Source organism: Pseudomonas sp. GW823-FHT05G12, from assembly GCF_058795575.1.
Genome location: NZ_CM179501.1, coordinates 4,120,141 through 4,142,166, shown reverse-complemented (window position 1 = coordinate 4,142,166; position 22,026 = coordinate 4,120,141). Strand labels below are relative to the sequence as shown.

The following is a 22,026-nucleotide window of genomic DNA, read 5'->3' as shown; positions in this document are numbered from 1 at the left end:
GCGTCACTGCGACAGGCACTCATTGCCGGTTCCGCGTTGGGGCGTCATAATGTAGCCCCTTTTTTCTGTCCCTACATGTGGAAGGTTCCCGTGACTCAGAAGCCCGACCAGTGTCTTGGTGAGTGGATTGATCGTGAAGCCCTGGCTGAAGCGATGATCCCGCTTATCGGTCAGCTCTACCGCAATAACAATGTGGTGAGCTCGATTTATGGCCGCAGCCTGATCAACCGTTCGGTTATCTCGATTCTCAAGGCGCACCGCTTTGCGCGCCACCGCCAAACCGACGAAACCGAACTGTCCGTCCACGAGACATTCCCCCTGCTCAAGGCCATGAGCGAGCTGAAACTGGGCGCCGCATCGGTCGACCTGGGCAAGCTGGCCAACAAGTTCAAGCAGGAAGGCAATGGCCGCACTGCCGAGCAGTTCGTCCGTGAAGAGCTGGCCGACGTGGTCGGTCAGCAGAACGCTTCGGCGCGCAAAGGCACCGACGTTGTCCTGTACGGCTTCGGTCGCATCGGCCGCCTGCTGGCGCGCATCCTGATCGAGAAGACCGGTGGTGGTGACGGCCTGCGTCTGCGTGCCATCGTCGTGCGCAAAGGCGCCGAAAACGACCTGGTCAAGCGTGCCAGCCTGCTGCGCCGTGACTCGGTGCATGGTCCGTTCGATGGCACCATCACCATCGACGAAGCCAACAACACCATCACTGCCAACGGCAACCTGATCCAGGTTATCTACGCCAAGAGCCCGAGCGAAGTCGACTACACCCAGTACGGCATCGACAATGCGCTCATCGTCGACAACACCGGCGTATGGCGTGACGCCGACGGCCTGGGCCAGCACCTGGCCTGCCCGGGTGCTGCCCGCGTGATCCTCACCGCACCTGGCAAGGGCGCGCTGAAGAACATCGTGCACGGTATCAACCACGGTGATATCACTGCCGATGACAAGATCATCTCGGCGGCCTCCTGCACCACCAACGCCATCGTGCCGGTGCTCAAGGCCATCAACGACCAGTACGGCATCGTCAACGGCCACGTCGAAACCGTTCACTCGTTCACCAACGACCAGAACCTGATCGACAACTTCCACAAGGGCAGCCGCCGTGGCCGTGCCGCGCCGCTGAACATGGTAATCACCGAAACCGGCGCCGCCACCGCTGCTGCCAAGGCACTGCCAGTGCTCAAGGGCAAGCTGACCGGCAACGCCATTCGTGTCCCGACGCCGAACGTTTCGATGGCCATCCTGAACCTGAACCTGGAAAAGGCCACCACCCGCGACGAGATCAACGAGTACCTGCGCCAGACCGCCATGCACTCGGAGCTGCACAAGCAGATCGACTACGTGGCTTCCCAGGAAGTGGTTTCGACCGACTTCGTCGGCTCGCGCCACGCCGGTGTGGTTGACGCAGAAGCGACCATCGCCAACGACAACCGCGTTGTTCTGTACGTCTGGTACGACAACGAATTCGGTTATAGCTGCCAGGTGGTTCGTGTGATGGAAGACATGGCTGGTGTGAACCCGCCAGCGTTTCCACGCTGATTCGCTTGTAAGGCAATGAAAAAACGGGAACCTTCGGGTTCCCGTTTTTTTTATTCTGAATGTGTGTTGTCAGTGCCGGCCCTTTCGCGGGTAAACCCGCTCCTACAGGATTATGGACTGCCCCTGTAGGAGTGGGTTTACCCGCGAAGAGGCCAGCACCGGCAACCGAGAAACCCTACTGTGCGCACAGCCCTACTGTTCATTCTGCTGCTACTCACCGCCTGCAACCAAGGCCCCACCCTCGAGCGCCTGGGTGGCCCGACCATGGGCAGCAGCTACAGCATCCAGTACGTCCGCGAGCCTGGTGGCCCGCTGCCGGCCCAGGTGCAGATGGCGGTGGAAACCATCCTGCACGAAATCGACCACCACTACTCGACCTACCGCGGCGATTCCATCGTAAGCCAGTTCAACCGCTTGCCTGCGGGCCAGTGCCTGGCCCTGCCGCCTGACATGCTCGCGTTGGTCAGCCTGGGCCAGCACCTTGCCGAGCAGAGCGATGGCGCTTTCGATCTAACGGTAGAGCCATTGCTCGACTTGTGGGGCTTCGGCCCTCAGGCCCGTCACGAGCAGGTACCCGAACCACAGGCACTGGCCCAGGTACGCCAGCGCGTGGGTTACCAGCACTTGCGCGTCAAAGGTCGAGCCCTGTGCAAGGATGCCCCGGTGCAGCTCGACTTCAACAGCATCGTCGCCGGCCATGCTGTCGACTTGATCGCTGCGCGCCTGCAGGCCATGGGTGTCAGCAGTTTTGTCGCCGAGGCCACTGGCGAGCTGAAGGCGGTTGGCCGCAAGCCTGACGGCAGCCCTTGGCGTATTGCCCTGGAACTGCCCCGCGAAGACCGTCAGATCGCCCGCCAGATCATCCCGGTCAATAGCCTTTCAGTATCAACCTCGGGTGACTATCGGCACTATTTCGAGCAGAATGGCCGGCGCTATTCGCACACCTTCGATGCCCGCCTCGGGCGCCCGGTCGAACATGACCTGGCTGCCGTTACGGTGCTGGACGCCTCAGCACTGCTGGCCGATGGCTATTCGACGCTGCTGCTCATCCTGGGCCCACAGCGAGGCTGGGATTTTGCCGTGGCGCATGATCTGGCTGCGGTTTTGGTGACTCGAGCAGAGGGAGGCTTCGTCTCCCGAGCTACGCCCGCGTTCGAACGGGCAGTGAAAGGCCAGTGAAAGCACAAGCAGGGATGATTGCCGCCAGGGAATGGGTGAAGCATATGTAGTGCGGGCAAAATTGGCCTACGACGCGACCAAGGGTTAATGTGCGCGGCGTTCAGGGTTGATTAGACTGCACCCGAATTTTCTCATGGCGCCCCGGCGGCATGATCGTGCCCCGCGAGCGACCGTGGCTTGCGGGCCAGTTCTGAAGGAGTACGCATGGCTGTCTACAACTACGACGTAGTGGTGCTGGGTTCCGGCCCGGCCGGTGAAGGCGCGGCAATGAACGCCGCCAAAGCAGGGCGCAAGGTAGCGATGGTCGATGACCGTCGCCAGGTCGGTGGCAACTGCACCCACTTGGGTACCATTCCGTCCAAGGCACTGCGTCACTCGGTGCGGCAGATCATGCAGTTCAACACCAACCCGATGTTTCGTGCCATCGGCGAGCCGCGCTGGTTCTCGTTCCCGGACGTGCTGAAAAGCGCCGAGAAGGTCATCGCCAAGCAGGTCGCATCGCGCACCGGCTACTATGCCCGTAACCGCGTCGACGTGTTCGTCGGCACCGGCAGCTTTGCCGACGAGCAAACCGTGGAAGTGGTGTGCCCGAATGGCGTGGTCGAGAAGCTCAACGCCAAGCACATCATCATCGCGACCGGCTCGCGCCCCTACCGCCCGGCCGACATCGACTTCCACCACCCGCGCGTGTACGACAGCGACACCATCCTCAGCCTCAGCCATACCCCGCGCAAGCTGATCGTGTACGGCGCCGGCGTGATCGGTTGCGAATACGCTTCGATCTTCAGTGGCCTGGGCGTATTGGTCGAGCTGGTTGACAACCGTGGCCAGCTGCTGAGCTTCCTCGATTCGGAAATTTCCCAGGCGCTGAGCTACCACTTCAGCAACAACAACATCACCGTGCGCCACAACGAAGAGTACGAGCGCGTCGAAGGCCTGGACAACGGGGTGATCCTGCACCTCAAGTCGGGCAAGAAGATCAAGGCCGACGCCTTGCTGTGGTGCAACGGCCGTACCGGCAACACTGACAAGCTGGGCCTGGAAAACATCGGCATCAAGGTGAACAGCCGTGGTCAGATCGAGGTCGACGAGGCCTACCGTACCACCGTGCCGAACATCTACGGTGCCGGCGACGTGATCGGCTGGCCAAGCCTGGCCAGTGCCGCCCATGACCAGGGCCGGTCGGCCGCTGGCAGCATTGTCGATAACGGCAGCTGGCGCTTCGTCAACGACGTGCCGACGGGTATCTACACCATTCCCGAGATCAGCTCGATCGGCAAGAACGAGCAGGAGCTGACCCAGGCCAAGGTGCCGTACGAAGTGGGCAAGGCCTTCTTCAAGAGCATGGCGCGTGCGCAGATCGCCGGCGAGCCGCAGGGCATGCTGAAGATCCTGTTCCACCGCGAAACCCTGGAAATCCTCGGCGTGCATTGCTTCGGCTACCAGGCTTCGGAAATCGTCCACATTGGCCAGGCGATCATGAACCAGCCAGGTGAGCAGAACAACCTGAAGTACTTCGTCAACACCACGTTCAACTACCCGACCATGGCTGAAGCCTATCGGGTAGCTGCCTATGACGGCCTGAACCGGCTTTTTTGAGCGGCTCCGACCGGTGGCCTGAGCCGGTCGGAGAGACCGATTTCAACCCTACCCGAGGGTGGTCTTGGCCAAACCGGGAAAGTCTGTAATCAGGCTGTCCACACCAAAGTCAGCCAGCCGGCGCATCAGTGCCGGCTCGTTGACCGTCCACACCGACACATGCAAACCCTGGCCCTGTGCTTTGAGCAGGCGCTCGGGGGTGCACAGCGTCCAGTTCAATGCCAGCAGTTCGCAGCCGTAGTTCTGTGCCACTTTCAGCGGGTCAAGCCAGGCGTATTCGGCCACCAGCCCGCGCTTCACGTCTGGCACCAGTTCCAGGGCGGCGCCCAGTACTTCGCGTGAACTGGAGGTGATGGTCACCTTGTCCAGCAGGCCATATTGCTGGGCCAGTTCACGGATCGCCAGGACGGTGGTGGCCGCGCGGGTGCGCGAGGCGCTTTTCACCTCCAGTTGCCAGTGTTCGAACGGGCATTTTTCGAACAGCTCTTCCAGTTTCGGGATCGGGCAGGGCTGCACATGGCCCGGGCCGCCTTTGCGGGCATCGATCTTGACCAGTTCGGCGGCCGGGTGCTCGACCACTTTGCCGCGCCGGCCCGTGGTGCGCTTGAGGGTGGGGTCGTGGATGACCATCAGTTCGTTGTCGGATGACAAGTGCAGGTCCAGCTCGCAGCGGGTCACGCCATGGGACAGGCATTGCTGAAAGCTCTTCAGGGTGTTCTCGGGTGCTTCGCCCTTGGCGCCGCGATGGCCGTAGATCAGGGTCACGTTCGTTCCTTCAAATCAGGGAAAAATTGGCTCAGGAGGCGGGGTCGTTCAGTTCCAGCTGCTGGCGCCGTTGTTGTTGCTGGCGCTGCAGGATGTATCGGGCCAGCAGTTGTCGTTGGGCGTCGGTCATGTCGATGAACTCGGTACCGACCTCGAAGCCGCCCTCCGGGCGAGGGTCGCAATGGGTAACCTTGCCGCGCAGCAGCAGGCCGTGGGCGCGCGGCATCAGCACCATTTTCACTTTCACCCGGGTACCGGGGGCAATCTGTGTGGCGTGGACGGATTCGACGCCGCCTTCGGAAATGACCACCGGCAGTGGTTCGCCGACCTCGCCAAGCAGGGTTTGCCCAACCACCGCGCTGAGCAAGTCGAGGCGCTTGTTCTGTGCCCGCAGGAACGCGGCGAGGGTGCGGTCCTTGTCGCTTAACTGGCGCAACAGGTGTTGCGACTCGAAGTCGGCCAGGTGCAGCTCGCTGAGCAGGTTGAACAGCGGCGAATCATCTTGCAACACATCTGGTTCAAGGGCTTCGGCCGCGCTAAGGGGGCTTATTTGAAGTGCGATCCGATCTTCGATGCGGTAGTATTCGCGGCGATCTTCTTCGTCTAATGTCGTCATGGCGAACCCAAGGTAGCGGCGGTGGTCCGAGTGTAAAGCCGCCGTAGGCGCCTCGCCACAAGGACGTTCCCTTTCATCCGAACAAGCCCCGACATGTTCAGACCTCTTTTCGCATTCATCGGCACGCGTTATACCCGTGCCAAACGTCGCAATCACTTCGTCTCGTTCATTTCCCTGACCTCGATGATCGGCCTCGCCCTGGGCGTGGTGGTAATGATCGTGGTGCTGTCGGTGATGAACGGTTTCGACCATGAGATGCGCACCCGCGTGTTGGGGATGATTCCTCATGCCACGCTGGAGAGCGGCCAGCCCATTGCCGACTGGCAGGCCCTTGCCCAACAAGTAAAGCAGAATCCGCAGGTGGTAGCGGTTGCGCCGTTCACCCAGATGCAGGGCCTGCTGACCCATGATGGCAAGGTGCAGAAGGTGCTGCTCAATGGCATCGACCCCGCTCGCGAGCGCGAGGTGTCGATCATCGACAACTTCGTCCTGCAAGGCCGCCTGGACCAGTTGGCGCCGGGCGAGTGGGGCATCATGATCGGCGACAAGGCGGCGGCCAAGCTGGGCGTTGCCATCGGCGACAAGCTCACCTTCGTCGCCCCCGAGGTCAGCGTGACGCCCGCCGGCATGTTCCCGCGCATGAAGCGCTTCACCGTGGTTGGCACCTTCCACGTTGGCGCGGGGGAGATCGACGGCTACCTGGGCCTGACCAACATCAGCGACCTGTCCCGCCTGCACCGCTGGAAGCCCGACCAGGTCCAGGGCCTGCGCCTGAAGTTCGACGACCTGTTCCAGGCGCCGCGCGTAGCCTGGAGCATCGCCCAGCAGCTGGGCGACCAGGAATTCTATAGCCGTGACTGGACCCGTACCCACGGCAACCTGTACCAGGCGATCCGTATGGAAAAGGCCATGATCGGCCTGCTGTTGCTGCTGATCGTGGCGGTAGCGGCGTTCAACATCATTTCCACCCTGGTGATGGTGGTCAACGACAAGCGCGGCGACATCGCCATCCTGCGCACCCTGGGCGCCACGCCCGGGCAGATCATGCTCATCTTCATGGTCCAGGGCACGGTGATCGGGGTGATTGGTACGCTGATCGGCGCCGTGGTCGGGATCTTCGCGGCACTGAACGTGAGCGCGGCGATCGCCGGCATCGAGACACTGATCGGCCACAAGTTCCTCAACGCCGACGTGTACTTCATCGATTACCTGCCGTCGCAGATCCTGGCCCAGGACGTGTACATGGTCTGTGGAGCGGCACTGGTCCTGAGTTTCTTCGCCACCCTGTATCCGGCCTGGCGTGCGGCCCGCACCCAGCCTGCAGAGGCGCTACGTTATGAGTGAGTCGCGCATGAGTGATAAAGCCGTTCTGAGTTGCCGCAACCTGGGCAAGTCCTACGACGAGGGCCCGGAGTCGGTGCAGGTGCTGTCCGGGCTCAACCTGGAACTGCGGGCCGGTGAGCGGGTGGCCATCGTTGGCAGTTCCGGCTCGGGCAAGAGTACCTTGCTCAACCTGCTGGGCGGCCTCGACCGGCCGACCCAGGGCAGCGTGTGGCTGGCTGGCGAAGAGTTGTCGGCATTGGGCGAGCGTGCCCGTGGCCTGCTACGCAACCGCGAGTTGGGCTTTGTCTACCAGTTCCACCATCTGCTGCCGGAATTCACCGCCATCGAGAACGTGTGCATGCCGCTGCTGATCGGCCGGACGCCCATCCCCGAGGCACGGGAGCGTGCCGAGGCGCTGCTCAAGCGGGTAGGCCTGGGCCACCGCTTGAACCACAAGCCGGCCGAGCTTTCCGGCGGCGAACGCCAGCGCGTGGCGATTGCCCGGGCGCTGGTCAACCGCCCCGGCCTGGTGATGCTCGACGAGCCAACCGGTAACCTCGACCACCATACCGCCCAAGGCATCCAGGAGCTGATGCAGGAGCTGTCCAGCGCTTCGCGCACGGCATTCCTGGTGGTCACCCACGACCTCAACCTGGCGCGGCAGATGGACCGTGTGCTGAAGCTCGACGATGGCCACCTGGTGGCCATCTGATCGACTGCCGGGGTGGCAGGTGCTGCCCCGTTTTCCTGTTTCCATTGGGTGATTTCGTACATGTTCAGACCCTTGCCCATCTTTATCGGCGCGCGCTACACCCGAGCCAAGCGTCGCAACCACTTCATCTCGTTCATTTCGATGACTTCGATGATCGGCCTGTCGCTGGGCGTGCTGGCGATGATCGTGGTGCTGTCGGTAATGAACGGCTTCCAGCGCGAAATGAGCTCGCGCATTCTCGGCCTGGTACCGCATGCCGCCATCCTGGGCGTGCAGCCGCTGGACGATTGGCACAAGGTGGCCGACGCAGCCATGAAGAATCCGGCGGTGATGGCGGTGGCGCCGATTACCGAGATGGAAGGCATGCTGTCGTACAAGGGCGCCATGCAGCCGATCCAGGTGGGTGGTATCGACCCGGCCGAGGAGGGCAAGGTTTCCATCGTTGGCCAGCACATCGTCCAGGGCCGCCTGCAGGGCTTGCAGCCCGGTGAATTCGGCGTGGTCATCGGTGAGCTGACCGCACGCCGCTTCCGCCTGAACACCGGCGACAAGCTGACCTTGATCGTGCCGGAAATCAGCAAGGAACCGGGTGGCATCACCCCGCGCATGCAGCGCCTCACCGTGGTTGGCATCTTCAAGGTCGGCGCCGAGCTGGATGGGTCGCAGGCCTATATCCATGTTGCTGATGCAGCCGAGATGCAGCGCTGGGCGCCAGGCCAGGTGCAAGGTGTGCGCCTGAAGCTGCACGACCTGTATGCCGCTCCGCAGGTGTCCAAGGCAATTGCTGCCGGGCTTGGTGACGCCTACCGGGCCGATGACTGGTCGCATACCCAGGGCAGCCTGTTCAGCGCCATGAAGATGGAAAAGACCATGATCGGCCTGTTGCTGATGATGATCATCGCGGTCGCGGCGTTCAATATCATCGCCACCCTGGTGATGGTGGTGAACGACAAGGGGCCGGACATTGCCATCCTGCGTACCTTGGGCGCCACGCCGGCGCAGATCATGGGCACGTTCATGGTCCAGGGCAGCCTGATCGGCATTGTCGGCACGCTGATTGGTGGCGTACTGGGCGTGATTGCGGCGTTCAATGTCAGCCAGATCGTCGGCTGGCTGGAGCGGGTGAGCGGGCAGCACATCTTTACCTCGGATGTGTACTTCGTCAGCAGCTTGCCGTCGCAGTTGCAGTGGGGAGATGTGGCGATCATCTGCACCGCCGGCCTGGTGATGAGTTTCCTGGCGACCATTTACCCGGCCTACCGGGCGTCGCAGGTGCAGCCGGCGATTGGCCTGGCGGTTTGATGTCTGCCTGAGATCCTGGGGGCGTAAAGCGCCCCAGGGTCACCGGTCTTGAGTGAACTCGATCACGAATCGGGTCCACCCACCCTCGCACTCCGCCCGTATGCATCCGCCATGGGCCTGCACGATCGACCGGGTAATCGCCAGGCCCAGCCCCGCATGCTCGCTGCTGCCTTCCCGTCGAGCCGGGTCCACCCGGTAGAAGCGGTCGAAAAGCCGCGGTAGCGCGGCCGGGTCGATAGCCAGCCCGGTATTGGCCACGTTGATCGTCGGCCCCGGCCCCAGGGTTACCTTGATCTGTCCTCCAGCCGGGGTAAAGCGCATGGCGTTGTCCAGCAGGTTGGACAGTGCCCGGCGCAGCATATGCCGGTCACCGTGCAGTACGGCTTCACCCTCGCGCAGCATCTGCACGTCGCTGTCTTCTGCCAGAGGCGCGTAGTACTCCAGCAGCGCATCCACCTCGTCATGCAGCGCCAAAGGCGCGTCCCCTGGTACCAGCAGGCCATGGTCGGCCTTGGCCAGAAACAGCATGTCGTTGATCATCTGCGCCATCCATTGCAGTTCTTCCAGGTTGCCATGCAGCGCCTCTCGGTATTCTTCGAGGCTGCGTGGGCGGGTGAGGGTGACCTGGGTGTGCGTCAGCAGGTTGGACAGCGGCGTACGTAACTCGTGGGCGATATCGGCGGAAAACGCTGACAGGCGCTGGAAGGCATCATCCAGGCGCTGCAGCATCGCGTTCATGCTGCTGGCCAGCTCGGCCAACTCTTCGGGCATCTGCGCCACCGGCAGACGGGTGGTGAGGGAGCGCGCTGACACGCTGGCGGCCACCTGGCCCATCTGCCGCAATGGGCGCAGGCCGCTGCGGGCGGCCCAGGCACCCAATAGTGCGGTGATTAGCGCCGACAGGCCGACCGTCAGCCAGATCAGCCGTTGCATGCCCTGCAGGAAGTGCTGGTGGTGGGTGATGTCGAGGTACAGGGTCAGTCGCGGCGATTGCATGGCGCCCTGTGTCAGGGGCACGGACAGGCTGCGGTAGTCGATGCCTGGCGCATGCAGGGTGGCCAGCCCGGTGGCCTGCGCTGCATGCGGCAGCCCGCTGCGGCTTTCGAACCAGGTGGCGCCATTGCTGGCACTGATACGCAGGGCCAGGTCGGCCTGGTGACTCAGTTCATCGTGCAGGGCAGGCAGGCGGGCCTGGAGCTCATCAGCCGTGCTGACACCAGCCAGTTGCGTACGAAACAATGACAGGCGCGAGTCCAGCAGTTGTTGGTCGAGTTCGACGAAGTGCTGCTCGCTGGCCCGGCTGAACAGCAGACCGGCGCCCAGCGAGACGGTGGCGGTGCAGGCGGCGAACAGCAGGGCCAGGCGGCTGCCGAGGGAAACCCGGCGCATCAATCGGTGCGCTCTTCGAGTACGTAACCCATGCCGCGGACAGTGTGGATCAGCTTGTTGGGGTGCGGGTCGTCGATCTTCAGGCGCAGGCGGCGGATGGCCACTTCGATCACATTGGTGTCGCTGTCGAAGTTCATGTCCCACACCTGCGAGGCGATCAGCGATTTTGGCAGTACCTCACCCTGGCGGCGCAGCAGCAGCTCAAGGAGTGAGAATTCCTTGGCGGTCAGGTCGATGCGCAGCCCGGCGCGCTCGGCGCGGCGGCGGATCAGGTCCAGGCGCAGGTCAGCCAGGCTCAGGATCGTGTCCTGGCTCGGGCTGGTGCCACGGCGCAGCAGGCTGCGTACCCGGGCCAGCAGTTCGGAAAAGGCGAACGGCTTGACCAGGTAGTCGTCGGCGCCCAGTTCCAGGCCATGCACGCGATCCTCGACGGCGTCGCGGGCGGTCAGGAACAGCACTGGCGTATCCAGGCCAGCCTGGCGCACGGCCTGAAGAATCTGCCAGCCGTCGCGGCCGGGCAGCATCACGTCGAGGATCAGCAGGTCGTGGTCGCCGGTCAGGGCGAGGAACTGGCCGGTCTCGCCATCGGTGGCCAGCTCGGTGGCAAAGCCGGCCTCGCTCAGGCCTTGGCTCAGGTACTGGCCGGTGCGGGCCTGGTCTTCGACGATCAGCAGTTTCATGCGCTGTCCATATTCTGAAAGATTGTGCGTAGCCTATGGCGCCGCTTTACCGCTAGCACAGGGGCAATGGGATGGCTGAAATGATACGTGACGATGCGCCCGCTCGCCCAAGCTGACAAAGTTGTAATGTGCCTGTCAGGTAGCTGCCAGTCGCCCCCGGCTAATGTGGCTTCATCCTGCTGTGTATTCCCGGAGCCATCATGAAACACCTGTTCATTGCCGCCACCCTTGCCCTGGGCAGCCTGCCGGCTTTCGCTGGCCAGGCGCAGACCTTCGCCTTTGGCGAGCCTGCCCCGGCGGCCAAGGCCACCCGTACGGTCAACGTGGTGCTCAAGGACATCGCCTTCGAGCCAAAAAGCCTGCTGGTAAAAGCCGGCGAGACGGTGCGCTTCGTGCTGGTCAACGAGGGCAGGCTGCCGCACGAATTCAACCTGGGCGACAAGGCCATGCATGCCGAACACCAGAAGGAAATGGTCGCCATGCAAGGCAAGATGTTCACCGAGGCGATGAACCACGAAGGTATGGATCACGGCAAGATGATGAACCACGGCCAAATGATGGACCATGGTGACGGCCATGGTCACGGGGGTGGCAACACTGTGATGGTCATGCCCGGCCAGCGCGCCGAACTGACCTGGACCTTCCGCCAATCGGCGCCTATCGAGTTTGCCTGCAACGTGCCGGGGCATTACCAGGCGGGTATGGTCGGGACATTGACCATTGAGTGACTGGCCCTGCAAGGCGGTGTGCAAAACCGGTAGACTAGGGGCATTTTCGAACCTCTAGGTCAGTTTCCATGCATCCCGCTGCCGAACATTCCCCGCTGGGCAAGTCCAGCGAATACATCGCCACCTACTCCCCGGAGCAGCTGTTCCCGATCCCGCGCACTGCCAAGTGGGCCGAGCTGGGCGTCACTGCACAGACCTTGCCCTGGCAGGGGGTGGATTACTGGAACTGCTTCGAGCTGAGCTGGCTGCTGCCTTCGGGCAAGCCGGTGGTAGCGATCGGCGAGTTCGCCATCCCGGCTGATTCGCCAAACATCATCGAGTCCAAGTCATTCAAGCTGTACCTCAACTCGCTGAACCAGACAGTGTTCACCTCGCTGGGCGCGTTGCAGGCTTGCCTGGAAAAAGACCTGTCCGCCGCTGCCGGCAAGCCGGTGGGGGTGAAGGTGCGCACCTTGGCCGAGGTTGAAGCCCAGGGTGTGGTGGCTTTGCCGGGGCAGTGCATCGATGCACTGGACGTGGCCATCAGCAACTACGAGCAGCCGCAGCCAGAGCTGTTGCGCTGCAACCCGGAGCGGGTGGTGGAAGAAACCCTACATAGCCATCTGCTGAAGTCCAATTGCCCGGTCACCGGCCAGCCGGATTGGGGCAGCGTGGTGGTCGAGTACAAGGGCAGGGCGCTGGACCACGCCAGCCTGCTGACCTATCTGATCAGCTTCCGCCAGCATGCCGACTTCCATGAGCAGTGTGTGGAACGGATTTATCTGGACCTGAAGAATCTGCTGCAGCCGGAGCACCTGACGGTCTATGCGCGCTATGTGCGCCGCGGTGGGCTGGACATCAACCCGTATCGCAGCACCGGGCCGATCAGCCCGGATAACAAACGGCTGGTCCGGCAGTAATACAGGGGGGGGCGCTTTGCGGCCCCCGCTATTTCAGATCCCCATGCTGTGCAGCGAGTTGGCAATGCTGCGCAGGGTGGCTGTGAGGTCGGGGTGTTCGGCCTCGAAGCGTTCGATCGCCAGGTTCACGCCGTCCACCAGATTGTTGTCTGGCGTGGCTTCCTCAAGTTTCAGTTGCGCCTCGATCTGGCGCGCCTCTTCGTGCAGGGCGGCCAGCTCTTCTTCCGAAAGCGGTACGTTGCGGTCCAGTTGCTCGCGCAAGCTGTTCAGGCGCTCTTGCAATTCGCGGGCAGGCATTGGCTATTCTCCATCAATGGCTTGGCAAGCCATGGACCTCGGCGACGTGGCAAAGGTTCTGGCCTGTCTTCAGGGTAATCTACCTGCTGCCGATTTGCATGATCCGCGTCAAGACGGCTGTATCAGGGTTTTTCACCCTTGCGCCGGCGCTGGGCGATGTCCACCAGGCAGGTGTCCAGCGCTTCCAGATGGTCGATCACCGAGTGCACGCCCAGGCTGAACAGCGCCAGCGTCGCCTTGCTGCGCGCCAGATCCTGCTCTTGCGGGCTCATGGCTTGCCATTGCGCAGAAGTGCGGTCGCATAACGGGCTGCAGGCGGCCAGGCCTACTGTCCACAAGCCGGCGTTAAGGCCAGACTGCAGCAGGCGCGGGTCGCCGCTGACCAATACGCAGCCATCCAGGCGCTCGCTGTCCAGCGCCATCAGTGCCTGCCAGCAAGCGTTCGGCGCCGGCCAGCGCACGCCGTTGACCGCATGCCCTGGCAGCCAGTCGGGCAGTACATGGGCCAGGCGTTCGCTTTGCGCGGTATTGAGGTCATCCAGCCAGATGCACGGCACTTGGCGCTGACGCAGGCTGGCAAGGGTGGCCAGGGCGCCGGGGGCGGGTGATGGCGCGCCATGGGTAGCCTGCACCAGGCAGCCGCGCAAGCCGAACAGTACAGCAGTGAAGGCGGGCGCAGTGTCCATGGCAACTTCCCCCAAATGGTTCGAAGGCTATGCGTTGATTGTTACCGTCCTGTGACATCGGCCGCTGCGCAACAGTTGTTCACAAAATATTGAGCAAAAATGTGTAAGGCTGTTTATCAGCCCGCAAGTCTCTATACTGCCGCCTTGATAGCAGCGCGATGTGTTGCGCTTGCGGCCAAGAAATTCGATGGAGAAACATCTATGCGTAGGATCGGTGCCAGTGTGATCGAACGAGTCACCCAGGCCTGTGTCTGCGCCAGCATGCTGCTGGCGCCCGCGGCAGCCACCCAGGCCGCCACCGAGGAAGATCCCTGGGAAGCGGTCAACCGCCCGATCTTCCGCTTCAACGACACCCTCGACACCTATGCCCTCAAACCATTGGCCAAGGGCTACCAGGCGGTCACTCCACAGTTCCTCGAAGATGGCATCCACAACATCTTTCGCAACCTGGGGGACGTGACCAACCTGGCCAACAACGTGTTGCAGCTCAAGCCGCATGCGGCGGGCGTGGATACGGCGCGGTTGATCGTCAACACCACCTTCGGCCTGGGTGGCTTCTTCGATGTGGGTACCAAGATGGGTCTGCAGCGCAACGACGAGGACTTTGGCCAGACCCTGGGCTACTGGGGTGTGCCGAGCGGGCCGTATGTGGTCATCCCGCTGCTGGGCCCAAGCACTGTGCGTGATGGTGTGGCCAAGTACCCGGACACCTACACCAAACCCTATCGCTACATCGACCACGTGCCTACGCGCAATTCGATCTTCGCGCTGGACCTGATCGACACCCGCGCCAGCCTGCTCTCGGCCGAAAAGCTGATTCAGGGTGACAAGTACATCTTCATTCGCAATGCCTACCTGCAAAACCGCGAGTTCAAGGTGAAGGATGGCGAGGTCGAAGACGACTTCTGATCTGTGAACCTGGGGCCGCAAAGCGGCCCCTAGTTCAATGCATGGCCAGAATCCGCAGCCCGAACTTCTGCTGCCCGCCCGGCTGGTCGGCAATCCATACCACTTCGGTGCTGGCATGCAGCCCCTTCAGCGCCGGATGGTCGGAGTCGATCCGTACCTCGATCTGATCACCCACCAGAAAGCGCTGTGGCGCCTGCACCTGCATGCCGCCGCTGGACAGGTCCAGGCACACCGCCGCAATCACCTGGCCTTCGTGCAAAAGGCTGACCTCGGTGTCGATGCGCATGCGAATGAAGTCGCGTTTCTCGCTATGGCTGGAGGGCGTGTGGGGCATGCTGCATCCTTCCCGTCGGGTTGCGCTGGTCGACTTTCTTATAACTCCCGGTGATTTGCCCTGTAAAGAGCGGCGAGGTCGACCCCAGCATGCTTGAAACCCCTGCCGGATGGGAGTACCGTCTGCGCCTTACAAGGTACCTCTGACAGTTGCCGGGCAGGTGTTCTTGTCCTACAACTCAAGTAGAGTGTGACCATAAAGAATTCCCGTAGCTGGCCGTCTGCCTTGCCGACACCGCTGCACCAACCTAAATCGGCGCCGTTCGCCCACATGCAGAAAACCAGTGCAACGCTGCTGATCATCGATGACGACGACGTGGTCCGTGCCAGCCTCGCCGCCTATCTTGAAGACAGTGGTTTCAGCGTCCTCCAGGCCGGTAATGGCCAGCAGGGGCTTCAGGTCTTCGAAGAACACCAGCCCGACCTCGTGATCTGCGATCTGCGCATGCCGCAGATGGGCGGCCTCGAACTGATCCGTCAGGTCAGCGAGCGTGCGCCGCAGTTGCCGGTGATCGTGGTGTCCGGTGCCGGCGTCATGAGTGATGCGGTGGAAGCGTTGCGCCTGGGCGCCGCCGACTACCTCATCAAGCCGCTGGAAGACCTGGCCGTACTCGAGCATTCGGTGCGCCGCGCCCTCGACCGCTCGCGCCTTGTGCTGGAAAACCAGCGCTACCGCGACAAGCTCGAAGCCGCCAACCGCGAACTGGAGGCCAGCCTGCACCTGTTGCAGGAGGACCAGACCGCCGGTCGCCAGGTGCAGATGAACATGTTGCCGGAAAGCCCCTGGGTGGCCGGCGAGTTCGCCTTCGAGCACCAGATCATCCCGTCGTTGTATCTTTCGGGTGATTTTGTCGATTATTTCCGCGTGGACGAGCGGCGCATTGCTTTCTACCTCGCCGATGTATCCGGGCATGGGGCGTCGTCGGCCTTTGTCACCGTGCTGTTGAAATTCATGACCACGCGCCTCATGTTCGAGCTCAAGCGCAGCAGAATGCGTGAGTTCAAGCCGTCTGAAGTGCTCAGCCACATCAACCGCGGTCTGATCAACAGCAAGCTGGGCAAGCACGTCACCATGGTCGGCGGGGTGATCGACGAAGAGTCCGGCCTGCTGACCTACGCTGTCGGCGGCCATTTGCCGTTGCCGGTACTGTACACCCCCGAACATTGCCGCTACCTGGAAGGCCGCGGCCTGCCGGTGGGGTTGTTCGATGAGGCCACCTACCAGGACTTGGTGGTGGAGCTACCCCCGCAGTTCAGCCTCAGCCTGATGTCCGATGGCATTCTGGACCTTTTGCCGGGTGATACGCTCAAAGATAAAGAAGCCGCCTTGCCGGAGATCGTCAAGGCAGCAGGTGGCAGTCTGGATGGGCTGCGTCAACGATTTGGATTGGCTACGCTTGGGGAGATGCCGGATGATATCGCCCTATTGGTGTTGAGCAGGAACCTTCAATGAGTACCGGTAGAATTCAGTTCGCCGAGCAGAGCGGTACCTTCGTACTGAAATTCGTTGGTGAAGTGCGCCTGACCCTGTGTTCGGCGCTGGATGCGACGATCGAGAAAATTTTCACTGCGCTGAACTTCTCGGCGATTGTCATCGACCTGACTGAAACCGAGAGTATCGACAGCACCACGCTGGGCCTGCTGGCGAAGCTGTCGATCCTGTCGCGGCAGAAGGTGGGCCTGCTGCCGACGGTGGTGACTACCAATCCGGACATTTCACGGCTATTGCAGTCGATGGGCTTCGATCAGGTGTTCAACATCGTCGATCGGCCGATACCCTGCACCGATTGCCTGACCGACTTGCCGTCGCAGGACCAGAATGAAGATGTGGTGCGCTCCAAGGTGCTGGAGGCGCACAAGATCCTCATGGGCCTGAATGACTCCAACCGCGAAGCCTTCCATGATCTGGTCAATGCGCTGGAGCGGAGCTGATCTCTGGCCTGTGCCGGCCTCTTCGCGGGTAAACCCGCTCCTACGACGGCCTGCGCCCAAACACCAATGTGTGTCCGCCCCCAATCAGGTGTAGGAGCGGGTTTACCCGCGAAGAGGCCGGCACAGGCTGTAAAAATTCTGAATCTCACTGCTCCCGGTTTTTAAACTCTGTAGCCTCACCCCCGCCCGCATCCAGCTGATACACCCGCGCCGGCCGCCCCTGTTCATCAAAGAACACCTGTCCCAGCCCGGCACCATTCCACAGCCGTTCCCCGGCCTTGCTGTGGCTGGGCGTACGCGGCACCACCTCCATTTCTCGGCGCTTGGTAAACCAGTTGAGCGGCGAGCGTGGCGCATACAGCCAGCGGTTGAGCCGGTCGAGCACATCCAGCAAGCGCCGGGGGAACTCGTTCTTGATTCCGCTACTAGTCACCTGCCACAAGTGCGGGCTGCGCTGGCGGTGGCGAATCAGCACCTCATACACGAACGAGTAATGCACATCCCCCGACAGCACCACGTAGTGCCCCGGCGTGCGTGAGTGGCGGAAGATATTGAGGATGACCTGTGCTGCACCGCGGTGGGCCATCCAGTTTTCGGCATCCACCAGCAGCGGGTAGCCCAGCCAGCTGAACACCTTCTGCACCGTCTCGATCAGCTTCACCCCGAAAATCGGCGCAGGTGACACGATGACCGCCGAAGGATGATCGAGCAGTGCTTGCTGCAATTCACTCAGCGCTTCCCAGTCCAACAGGCCGGACGGCTTGGCCAGGTTGCTTTCGCTGCGCCAGCGGCGGGTGCGGGTGTCCAGTACCAGCAGGGGTGGTTCTGTAGGCAGGCTGAACTGCCAGCCCTGGAAGCGCAGCAGCTCGCCGATCAACTCATCCTGGTTCTGGCGGGTCAGCACCTGGCACTGTTCGATCAGCGGATTGCAATCGTCCGGGTTGTTGCCCCAGGCCTGGCAGAGCAGGTAGCCGAGCAAGGCGTTGCCGATGATCCTTCGCGAGAATGGGTGGCCGTAGGCCGTTTCCTCCCACTGCGCCGAGAGGTTCCAGTCGTCGGTGATGTCGTGGTCGTCGAAGATCATCAGGCAGGGCAGGTGGGCCATCACCCGCGCCACCTGACCGAGATTGTCGGCAAACCCCTGGATCAGCGGCAGCTCTTGCCGGTATCGGGCTTGATGCTCGTCGCTGAGCCCGCCGGGGATGTCCAGGTCCACCAGCTGCCAGGGCACCGGCGACCACACCAACAGGTACATGGCCATGACTTCGGCGAAGGTCACCAGATGGTTGTCGGCGTTGCTGGACGAGAATATCGGCTTGCGCTTGCCGCCGAAAAAACGCTCGCGCAGGGTATCGTTGCGTTCCAGCGCCGGCAGCAGGTCGGCACGGTGGTAGTAGCTGGCCGGGTGCTGGTACAGCGCCTGGCTGTCGGCTACCACTGCACCTTCCAGTTGCTCGTCGAACAAGCCCAGGCGCGAGATCAGGCTATGGATGGCGCGCAGCATGGGACCCGCGACATCGTCGGCGTAAACCTGGTCGCCCGTCATCACTAGCACGGCGGGGCGGTCTTCGGGCTTCTTGCACCCCTGCAGCAGCCGGTCGGCGCACAGCAGGCCGTCGGCAGCAGGGTGGTGCGGCTTGCGGCAGGAGCCGTGCAGCAAATGGTCGAGGCGCTCACGCAGCACCAGGCTCGGGCGTGGGTTGCCGGGGTAGAGCAGGTGTGGGGCCCAGTCGGCGATACCCTGGCCGTTGATCAGTAGGTCGTAGTCGAGCAGCTGGTTGCAGGGCAGGGGGCTGGCGAATTGGATGTCCAGCAGGTGAACGTAGGCATGCCGGCCAATCGGCACCACTTGGCAATCGACATGGGCCTTGCTTGCCAGGCAGACGAACTCGGGCTGCAGTGGTTGGGTAGTGACCAGCCAGACGGCCAGACGCTGGGGTTCCAGGCGGCGCAGTACCGGGCCGGCGAGAACGAGGGGCAACGGGTTAGGGGAGGTCATCGACAGCTCGGGTGGCTATGGCGGCCTGTTCGCGGGCAAGCCCGCCCTTACATCGATCGGTGTAGGAGCGGGCTTGCCCGCGAACAGGCCCGAGAATTCAATACACAACTAAGGCGTGGCAAACAAAACGGGCGGAAAATACTGAACACTTCCCGCCCGTCAGGCAAACACGAACTGTATCAGGCCTTTTCAGCCATCAACTTCTCCAGCTTTTCCTGGTCCCGCGCAAACTGGCGGATACCTTCGGCCAGTTTCTCGGTGCCCATGGCGTCTTCGTTCATCGCCCAGCGGAACTGGCTTTCGTTCAGGTGCTGCTTGGCTTCACCGGCGTTGCCCGGTTTCAGCACCTGCGGCAACTCACCCTGGTCATCGCTGAGCTGCTGCAGCAGCTCGGGGCTGATGGTCAGGCGGTCACAGCCGGCCAGTTGTTCGATCTGGCCGATATTGCGGAAGCTGGCGCCCATCACCACAGTGTTGTAACCATTGGCCTTGTAGTAGTTGTAGATGCGGGTGACCGACTGCACGCCTGGGTCCTCGGCGCCCACGTATTCCTGGCCGGTGCTCTTCTTGTACCAGTCGTAGATACGGCCCACGAACGGCGAAATCAAAAACACCCCGGCATCGGCACAAGCCTGGGCCTGGGCGAAGGAGAACAACAGGGTCAGGTTGGTCTGGATACCTTCCTTCTCCAGCTGCTCGGCGGCACGAATGCCTTCCCAGGTGGAGGCCAGCTTGATCAGCACGCGCTCTTTTGCCACTCCGGCCGCCTCGTACAGGGCGATTAGCTGACGAGCCTTGTTCAGCAGGGCTGGCTCATCGAACGACAGGCGAGCATCCACCTCGGTGGAGATACGCCCCGGGATGACCTTGAGAATGCCCGAGCCTACCGCCACCGCAAACTTGTCGCAGGCCAGGTCGACATTACCTTTGGCGTCGGCCTTCACCTGCTTGAGCAGATCGGCGTACCCCGGGATGGCAGCAGCCTTGAGCAGCAGCGACGGGTTGGTGGTGGCATCGACCGGCTTCAGGCGGGTGATGGCGTCCAGGTCCCCGGTGTCGGCGACCACGGTGGTGAACTGCTTGAGTTGTTCCAGCTTGGAGGTCATGGGCGTGCTCTGTCCTGTGCATTTACTCGACATTACCCGAGCCCCGGCAGCCGCTCAAGGGCCGCCGAAACCCTGCGGACCCGCTGGCCCGCACGGGGCTGTACGAAAGGTGAAGGTTCGAGTCGCAAGCAAGCCCGAGGTTCCCTCCCTCTGAGGTCACCGCCCTTGCAACAACTCCACGGCCTGGTCAAACACCGCCAAGGGTTGGGCCGCCTTGTGAATGTCTGCCGACAGCAACTGGCGGAAGCGCCGCGCCCCTTTGAATCCTTGGGCCAGCCCCAGAATATGCCGGGTAACGTGGTGCATCGCACCGCCACTTTCCATATGCGTCACGATGTAAGGCCGCAGTTGCGCCAATGCCTCGCTACGGCTGACCACCGGCGCATCGCTGCCAAACAGTTGCTGGTCCACCTCGGCCAGCAGATAAGGGTTGTGATACGCCTCGCGCCCCAGCATCACGCCATCGAAGGTTTCAAGGTGTGCCTGGCATTCGTCCAGGGTCTTGATCCCGCCGTTGAGCACGATCTCCAGGTCCGGGAAGTCCCTCTTCAACTGCGCTGCGATGTCATAGCGCAGCGGCGGAATCTCGCGGTTCTCTTTCGGCGACAGCCCTTCCAGAATCGCGATGCGTGCATGCACGGTAAAACTTCGGCAGCCGGCCTCACGCACCTGGCCGACGAAGTCGCTCAGTTCGGCGTAGCTGTCACGGCCGTTGATACCAATGCGGTGCTTCACCGTGACAGGCGTCGATACGGCATCTCGCATGGCCTTCACGCAGTCGGCCACCAGCGCCGGGTGAGCCATCAGGCACGCGCCGATCATGTTGTTCTGCACCCGGTCGCTCGGGCAGCCAACGTTGAGGTTGACCTCATCGTAGCCCGCTTCTTCAGCCAGGCGCGCACACGCGGCCAGGTCGGCCGGCACACTGCCGCCCAGTTGGAGGGCTAACGGGTGCTCAGAAGCATCGTGGCGCAGGAAACGGTGAGCGTCGTTGTGCAGCAGGGCACCGGTGGTGACCATTTCGGTGTAGAGCAGGGTTTGCCGGGAGAGCAGGCGCAGGAAGAACCGGCAATGTCTGTCGGTCCAGTCCATCATGGGGGCAACGCTGAAGCGGCGTGACGGCTCAGGGCGCGTGGTTTGTGGCTTTGAAGCGTTTTCTAGGAGCATTCTGGGCTACGCATTTATGTACCATTTTCCGGGGGCGTGTTGGGTTTGACAGTGGTGCGGGCTACCGCCGCCAAACACACTCGTACCACCGGAAATCATGGCAACGATCAGAGCAAGGAAAAAGGCCGATGGAATGGTTAGCTATACCGTCCAGATCCGCCTCAAGAAAAAGGGTGTCCTAGTCTACCAAAGGTCCCAGACATTCGCCCGCCAGCAGGCTGCCCAAGCCTGGGCGACAGATGGTTGGCGTGGAGGATCTGCATTTTCGCGATCTGCGCCACGCAGGCGTGAGCTGGTTATTCGAAATGGACTGGGATATCCCTGCGGCGTTACACCCCTCTGCGGAGCGTGAAGCAGACCTAGCACAGAAGCTACACTGCACGCCCCGATCACCCACGACAGCCTGCTCCAATCAATCGCAGGCTTCTGAAAAGGAAGTCAAGCAAATGGATGTACGTTGCACCTCTCTGGACGAAGTCCGTCAACGGATCGATGAAATCGACCGCAGCCTCGTTTCGCTTCTCGCCAAACGTGGAAGGCTCGTGACGCAAGCAGCGAGCTTCAAGAAAACCACCGATGATGTGCGTGCGCCTGCTCGGGTCGAGCAAGTGATCAAGAAGGTTCGTGAGATGGCTGACGAAACCGGTGCCTCGGCTGAGGTGGTGGAGCAGGTCTATCGGGCGATGATTTCGGCCTTCATCGCTGAGGAACTGAACACCCATGCGAAGCTGGCCGTCAAGGCTTCAGCATCGTGATGAAACGCGGGGCTCATACGCAGCCCCGCCGCTTTCTCCTGCTTGCTATCTCTGGCTCAACGCCGCAATCGAGACGCCAGACGCGACGAAGGTGAGGCCTGCGCCCACGTT

General features: G+C 62.2%; 22 protein-coding genes and 1 pseudogene. 13 read left to right on the top strand and 10 right to left on the bottom strand.

The features are described 5' to 3' along the window. The first annotated feature begins 75 nt into the window (after positions 1-75). The 3 genes from AC3RCM_RS18970 (at position 76) to sthA (ending at position 4,317) form a co-directional block, all read left to right on the top strand. Complete coding sequence (locus tag AC3RCM_RS18970; RefSeq protein WP_010953137.1) at positions 76-1,539, top strand: glyceraldehyde-3-phosphate dehydrogenase; 1,464 nt, start codon at positions 76-78, stop codon at positions 1,537-1,539. Between the two features lie 180 nt (positions 1,540-1,719). After that, positions 1,720-2,718: an FAD:protein FMN transferase gene (locus AC3RCM_RS18965; protein WP_064491086.1), complete on the top strand. Its 999-nt coding sequence runs from the start codon at positions 1,720-1,722 to the stop codon at positions 2,716-2,718. Positions 2,719-2,922: 204 nt separating this feature from the next. Continuing rightward, positions 2,923-4,317 (top strand): Si-specific NAD(P)(+) transhydrogenase, encoded by a 1,395-nt coding sequence (sthA, locus tag AC3RCM_RS18960; RefSeq protein ID WP_010953139.1) that lies wholly within the window; start codon positions 2,923-2,925, stop codon positions 4,315-4,317. Between the two features lie 48 nt (positions 4,318-4,365). Here sthA and AC3RCM_RS18955 read toward each other — a convergent pair whose 3' ends face one another. Continuing rightward, positions 4,366-5,082: a glycerophosphodiester phosphodiesterase gene (locus AC3RCM_RS18955; RefSeq protein WP_003248799.1), complete on the bottom strand. Its 717-nt coding sequence runs from the start codon at positions 5,080-5,082 to the stop codon at positions 4,366-4,368. Positions 5,083-5,113: 31 nt separating this feature from the next. After that, positions 5,114-5,698: a PilZ domain-containing protein gene (locus tag AC3RCM_RS18950; protein WP_064491085.1), complete on the bottom strand. Its 585-nt coding sequence runs from the start codon at positions 5,696-5,698 to the stop codon at positions 5,114-5,116. A gap of 93 nt (positions 5,699-5,791) precedes the next feature. Between AC3RCM_RS18950 and AC3RCM_RS18945 the strand changes: the two genes are divergently transcribed. From AC3RCM_RS18945 to AC3RCM_RS18935, 3 genes are read left to right on the top strand one after another with little or no spacing between them, the layout of a single operon-like run. After that, positions 5,792-7,042 carry a lipoprotein-releasing ABC transporter permease subunit gene (locus AC3RCM_RS18945; RefSeq protein WP_010953141.1) on the top strand — a complete coding sequence of 417 codons (1,251 nt, stop codon included), beginning with the start codon at positions 5,792-5,794 and terminating at the stop codon, positions 7,040-7,042. Between the two features lie 7 nt (positions 7,043-7,049). Next, positions 7,050-7,733, top strand: a complete 684-nt coding sequence (gene lolD / locus AC3RCM_RS18940) for a lipoprotein-releasing ABC transporter ATP-binding protein LolD (RefSeq protein WP_172830932.1) — start codon at positions 7,050-7,052, stop codon at positions 7,731-7,733. A 60-nt stretch (positions 7,734-7,793) separates the two neighbouring features. Continuing rightward, positions 7,794-9,035, top strand: a complete 1,242-nt coding sequence (locus AC3RCM_RS18935) for a lipoprotein-releasing ABC transporter permease subunit (protein WP_026031816.1) — start codon at positions 7,794-7,796, stop codon at positions 9,033-9,035. 39 nt (positions 9,036-9,074) lie between these two features. Here the strand turns inward: AC3RCM_RS18935 and cinS are convergent, their stop codons facing one another. Together cinS and cinR are read right to left on the bottom strand one after the other, a co-directional pair. Further along, positions 9,075-10,427: a two-component system sensor histidine kinase CinS gene (gene cinS / locus AC3RCM_RS18930; RefSeq protein ID WP_064491084.1), complete on the bottom strand. Its 1,353-nt coding sequence runs from the start codon at positions 10,425-10,427 to the stop codon at positions 9,075-9,077. Further along, the gene (gene cinR / locus AC3RCM_RS18925; protein ID WP_064491083.1) at positions 10,424-11,104 is read right to left on the bottom strand and encodes a two-component system response regulator CinR; all 681 of its coding nucleotides are present in this window, start codon (positions 11,102-11,104) and stop codon (positions 10,424-10,426) included. The genes cinS and cinR overlap by 4 nt, the downstream gene beginning before the upstream one ends. Before the next feature lie 200 nt (positions 11,105-11,304). On the opposite strand from cinR, the gene AC3RCM_RS18920 reads away from it, so the two are divergent. Next, positions 11,305-11,832 carry a cupredoxin domain-containing protein gene (locus tag AC3RCM_RS18920; RefSeq protein WP_492629069.1) on the top strand — a complete coding sequence of 176 codons (528 nt, stop codon included), beginning with the start codon at positions 11,305-11,307 and terminating at the stop codon, positions 11,830-11,832. A 68-nt stretch (positions 11,833-11,900) separates the two neighbouring features. Continuing rightward, on the top strand, positions 11,901-12,731 hold the full coding sequence (gene queF, locus AC3RCM_RS18915; RefSeq protein ID WP_064491081.1) for an NADPH-dependent 7-cyano-7-deazaguanine reductase QueF: 831 nt from the start codon (positions 11,901-11,903) through the stop codon (positions 12,729-12,731). Between the two features lie 33 nt (positions 12,732-12,764). Here the strand turns inward: queF and AC3RCM_RS18910 are convergent, their stop codons facing one another. Both AC3RCM_RS18910 and pcrP read right to left on the bottom strand, forming a co-directional pair. Further along, entirely contained in the window at positions 12,765-13,028 is a 264-nt protein-coding gene (locus tag AC3RCM_RS18910; RefSeq protein WP_104887300.1) for a DUF4404 family protein, read from the bottom strand. 122 nt (positions 13,029-13,150) lie between these two features. Beyond that, positions 13,151-13,714, bottom strand: coding sequence for an HAD superfamily inactivated hydrolase PcrP (gene pcrP, locus AC3RCM_RS18905; RefSeq protein ID WP_012053149.1), 564 nt, complete (start codon positions 13,712-13,714; stop codon positions 13,151-13,153). Positions 13,715-13,915: 201 nt separating this feature from the next. Between pcrP and AC3RCM_RS18900 the strand changes: the two genes are divergently transcribed. After that, entirely contained in the window at positions 13,916-14,623 is a 708-nt protein-coding gene (locus AC3RCM_RS18900; RefSeq protein ID WP_064491079.1) for an MlaA family lipoprotein, read from the top strand. 34 nt (positions 14,624-14,657) lie between these two features. Here the strand turns inward: AC3RCM_RS18900 and AC3RCM_RS18895 are convergent, their stop codons facing one another. Next, entirely contained in the window at positions 14,658-14,957 is a 300-nt protein-coding gene (locus AC3RCM_RS18895) for a PilZ domain-containing protein (RefSeq protein WP_014859666.1), read from the bottom strand. Positions 14,958-15,227: 270 nt separating this feature from the next. Here AC3RCM_RS18895 and rssB point away from each other — a divergent pair, with 270 nt between their 5' ends. Together rssB and rssC are read left to right on the top strand one after the other, a co-directional pair. After that, positions 15,228-16,409, top strand: a complete 1,182-nt coding sequence (gene rssB, locus AC3RCM_RS18890; protein ID WP_010953151.1) for a two-component system response regulator RssB — start codon at positions 15,228-15,230, stop codon at positions 16,407-16,409. Next, entirely contained in the window at positions 16,406-16,888 is a 483-nt protein-coding gene (gene rssC / locus AC3RCM_RS18885; RefSeq protein WP_010953152.1) for an anti-sigma factor antagonist RssC, read from the top strand. The genes rssB and rssC overlap by 4 nt, the downstream gene beginning before the upstream one ends. A 145-nt stretch (positions 16,889-17,033) precedes the next feature. Here rssC and AC3RCM_RS18880 read toward each other — a convergent pair whose 3' ends face one another. From AC3RCM_RS18880 to dusA, 3 genes are all read right to left on the bottom strand, one after another. Continuing rightward, positions 17,034-18,887, bottom strand: coding sequence for an alkaline phosphatase D family protein (locus AC3RCM_RS18880; RefSeq protein ID WP_492629068.1), 1,854 nt, complete (start codon positions 18,885-18,887; stop codon positions 17,034-17,036). Between the two features lie 179 nt (positions 18,888-19,066). Then, positions 19,067-19,993 (bottom strand): transaldolase, encoded by a 927-nt coding sequence (gene tal / locus AC3RCM_RS18875; protein ID WP_020190071.1) that lies wholly within the window; start codon positions 19,991-19,993, stop codon positions 19,067-19,069. Between the two features lie 156 nt (positions 19,994-20,149). Continuing rightward, positions 20,150-21,160 (bottom strand): tRNA dihydrouridine(20/20a) synthase DusA, encoded by a 1,011-nt coding sequence (dusA, locus tag AC3RCM_RS18870; RefSeq protein ID WP_064491077.1) that lies wholly within the window; start codon positions 21,158-21,160, stop codon positions 20,150-20,152. A 97-nt stretch (positions 21,161-21,257) separates the two neighbouring features. Between dusA and AC3RCM_RS18865 the strand changes: the two are divergent. Further along, positions 21,258-21,395, top strand: a pseudogene (locus AC3RCM_RS18865) (site-specific integrase); the annotation flags it as partial. 211 nt (positions 21,396-21,606) lie between these two features. Further along, positions 21,607-21,915 (top strand): chorismate mutase, encoded by a 309-nt coding sequence (locus AC3RCM_RS18860; protein WP_064491076.1) that lies wholly within the window; start codon positions 21,607-21,609, stop codon positions 21,913-21,915. Positions 21,916-22,026 lie beyond the last annotated feature (111 nt).

Excerpts from the sequence above, each read along its gene's own strand:
- AC3RCM_RS18900 (WP_064491079.1), top strand. The coding sequence starts at position 13,916 with ATGCGTAGGATCGGTGCCAGTGTGATCGAACGAGTCACCCAGGCCTGT.
- AC3RCM_RS18970 (WP_010953137.1), top strand. The coding sequence starts at position 76 with ATGTGGAAGGTTCCCGTGACTCAGAAGCCCGACCAGTGTCTTGGTGAG.
- AC3RCM_RS18860 (WP_064491076.1), top strand. The coding sequence starts at position 21,607 with ATGGATGTACGTTGCACCTCTCTGGACGAAGTCCGTCAACGGATCGAT.
- cinR (WP_064491083.1), bottom strand. The coding sequence starts at position 11,104 with ATGAAACTGCTGATCGTCGAAGACCAGGCCCGCACCGGCCAGTACCTG.
- AC3RCM_RS18935 (WP_026031816.1), top strand. The coding sequence starts at position 7,794 with ATGTTCAGACCCTTGCCCATCTTTATCGGCGCGCGCTACACCCGAGCC.
- AC3RCM_RS18880 (WP_492629068.1), bottom strand. The coding sequence starts at position 18,887 with ATGACCTCCCCTAACCCGTTGCCCCTCGTTCTCGCCGGCCCGGTACTG.
- tal (WP_020190071.1), bottom strand. The coding sequence starts at position 19,993 with ATGACCTCCAAGCTGGAACAACTCAAGCAGTTCACCACCGTGGTCGCC.
- AC3RCM_RS18910 (WP_104887300.1), bottom strand. The coding sequence starts at position 13,028 with ATGCCTGCCCGCGAATTGCAAGAGCGCCTGAACAGCTTGCGCGAGCAA.
- AC3RCM_RS18895 (WP_014859666.1), bottom strand. The coding sequence starts at position 14,957 with ATGCCCCACACGCCCTCCAGCCATAGCGAGAAACGCGACTTCATTCGC.
- rssB (WP_010953151.1), top strand. The coding sequence starts at position 15,228 with ATGCAGAAAACCAGTGCAACGCTGCTGATCATCGATGACGACGACGTG.
- AC3RCM_RS18920 (WP_492629069.1), top strand. The coding sequence starts at position 11,305 with ATGAAACACCTGTTCATTGCCGCCACCCTTGCCCTGGGCAGCCTGCCG.
- queF (WP_064491081.1), top strand. The coding sequence starts at position 11,901 with ATGCATCCCGCTGCCGAACATTCCCCGCTGGGCAAGTCCAGCGAATAC.
- sthA (WP_010953139.1), top strand. The coding sequence starts at position 2,923 with ATGGCTGTCTACAACTACGACGTAGTGGTGCTGGGTTCCGGCCCGGCC.
- AC3RCM_RS18945 (WP_010953141.1), top strand. The coding sequence starts at position 5,792 with ATGTTCAGACCTCTTTTCGCATTCATCGGCACGCGTTATACCCGTGCC.
- lolD (WP_172830932.1), top strand. The coding sequence starts at position 7,050 with ATGAGTGATAAAGCCGTTCTGAGTTGCCGCAACCTGGGCAAGTCCTAC.
- pcrP (WP_012053149.1), bottom strand. The coding sequence starts at position 13,714 with ATGGACACTGCGCCCGCCTTCACTGCTGTACTGTTCGGCTTGCGCGGC.
- dusA (WP_064491077.1), bottom strand. The coding sequence starts at position 21,160 with ATGCTCCTAGAAAACGCTTCAAAGCCACAAACCACGCGCCCTGAGCCG.
- rssC (WP_010953152.1), top strand. The coding sequence starts at position 16,406 with ATGAGTACCGGTAGAATTCAGTTCGCCGAGCAGAGCGGTACCTTCGTA.
- AC3RCM_RS18950 (WP_064491085.1), bottom strand. The coding sequence starts at position 5,698 with ATGACGACATTAGACGAAGAAGATCGCCGCGAATACTACCGCATCGAA.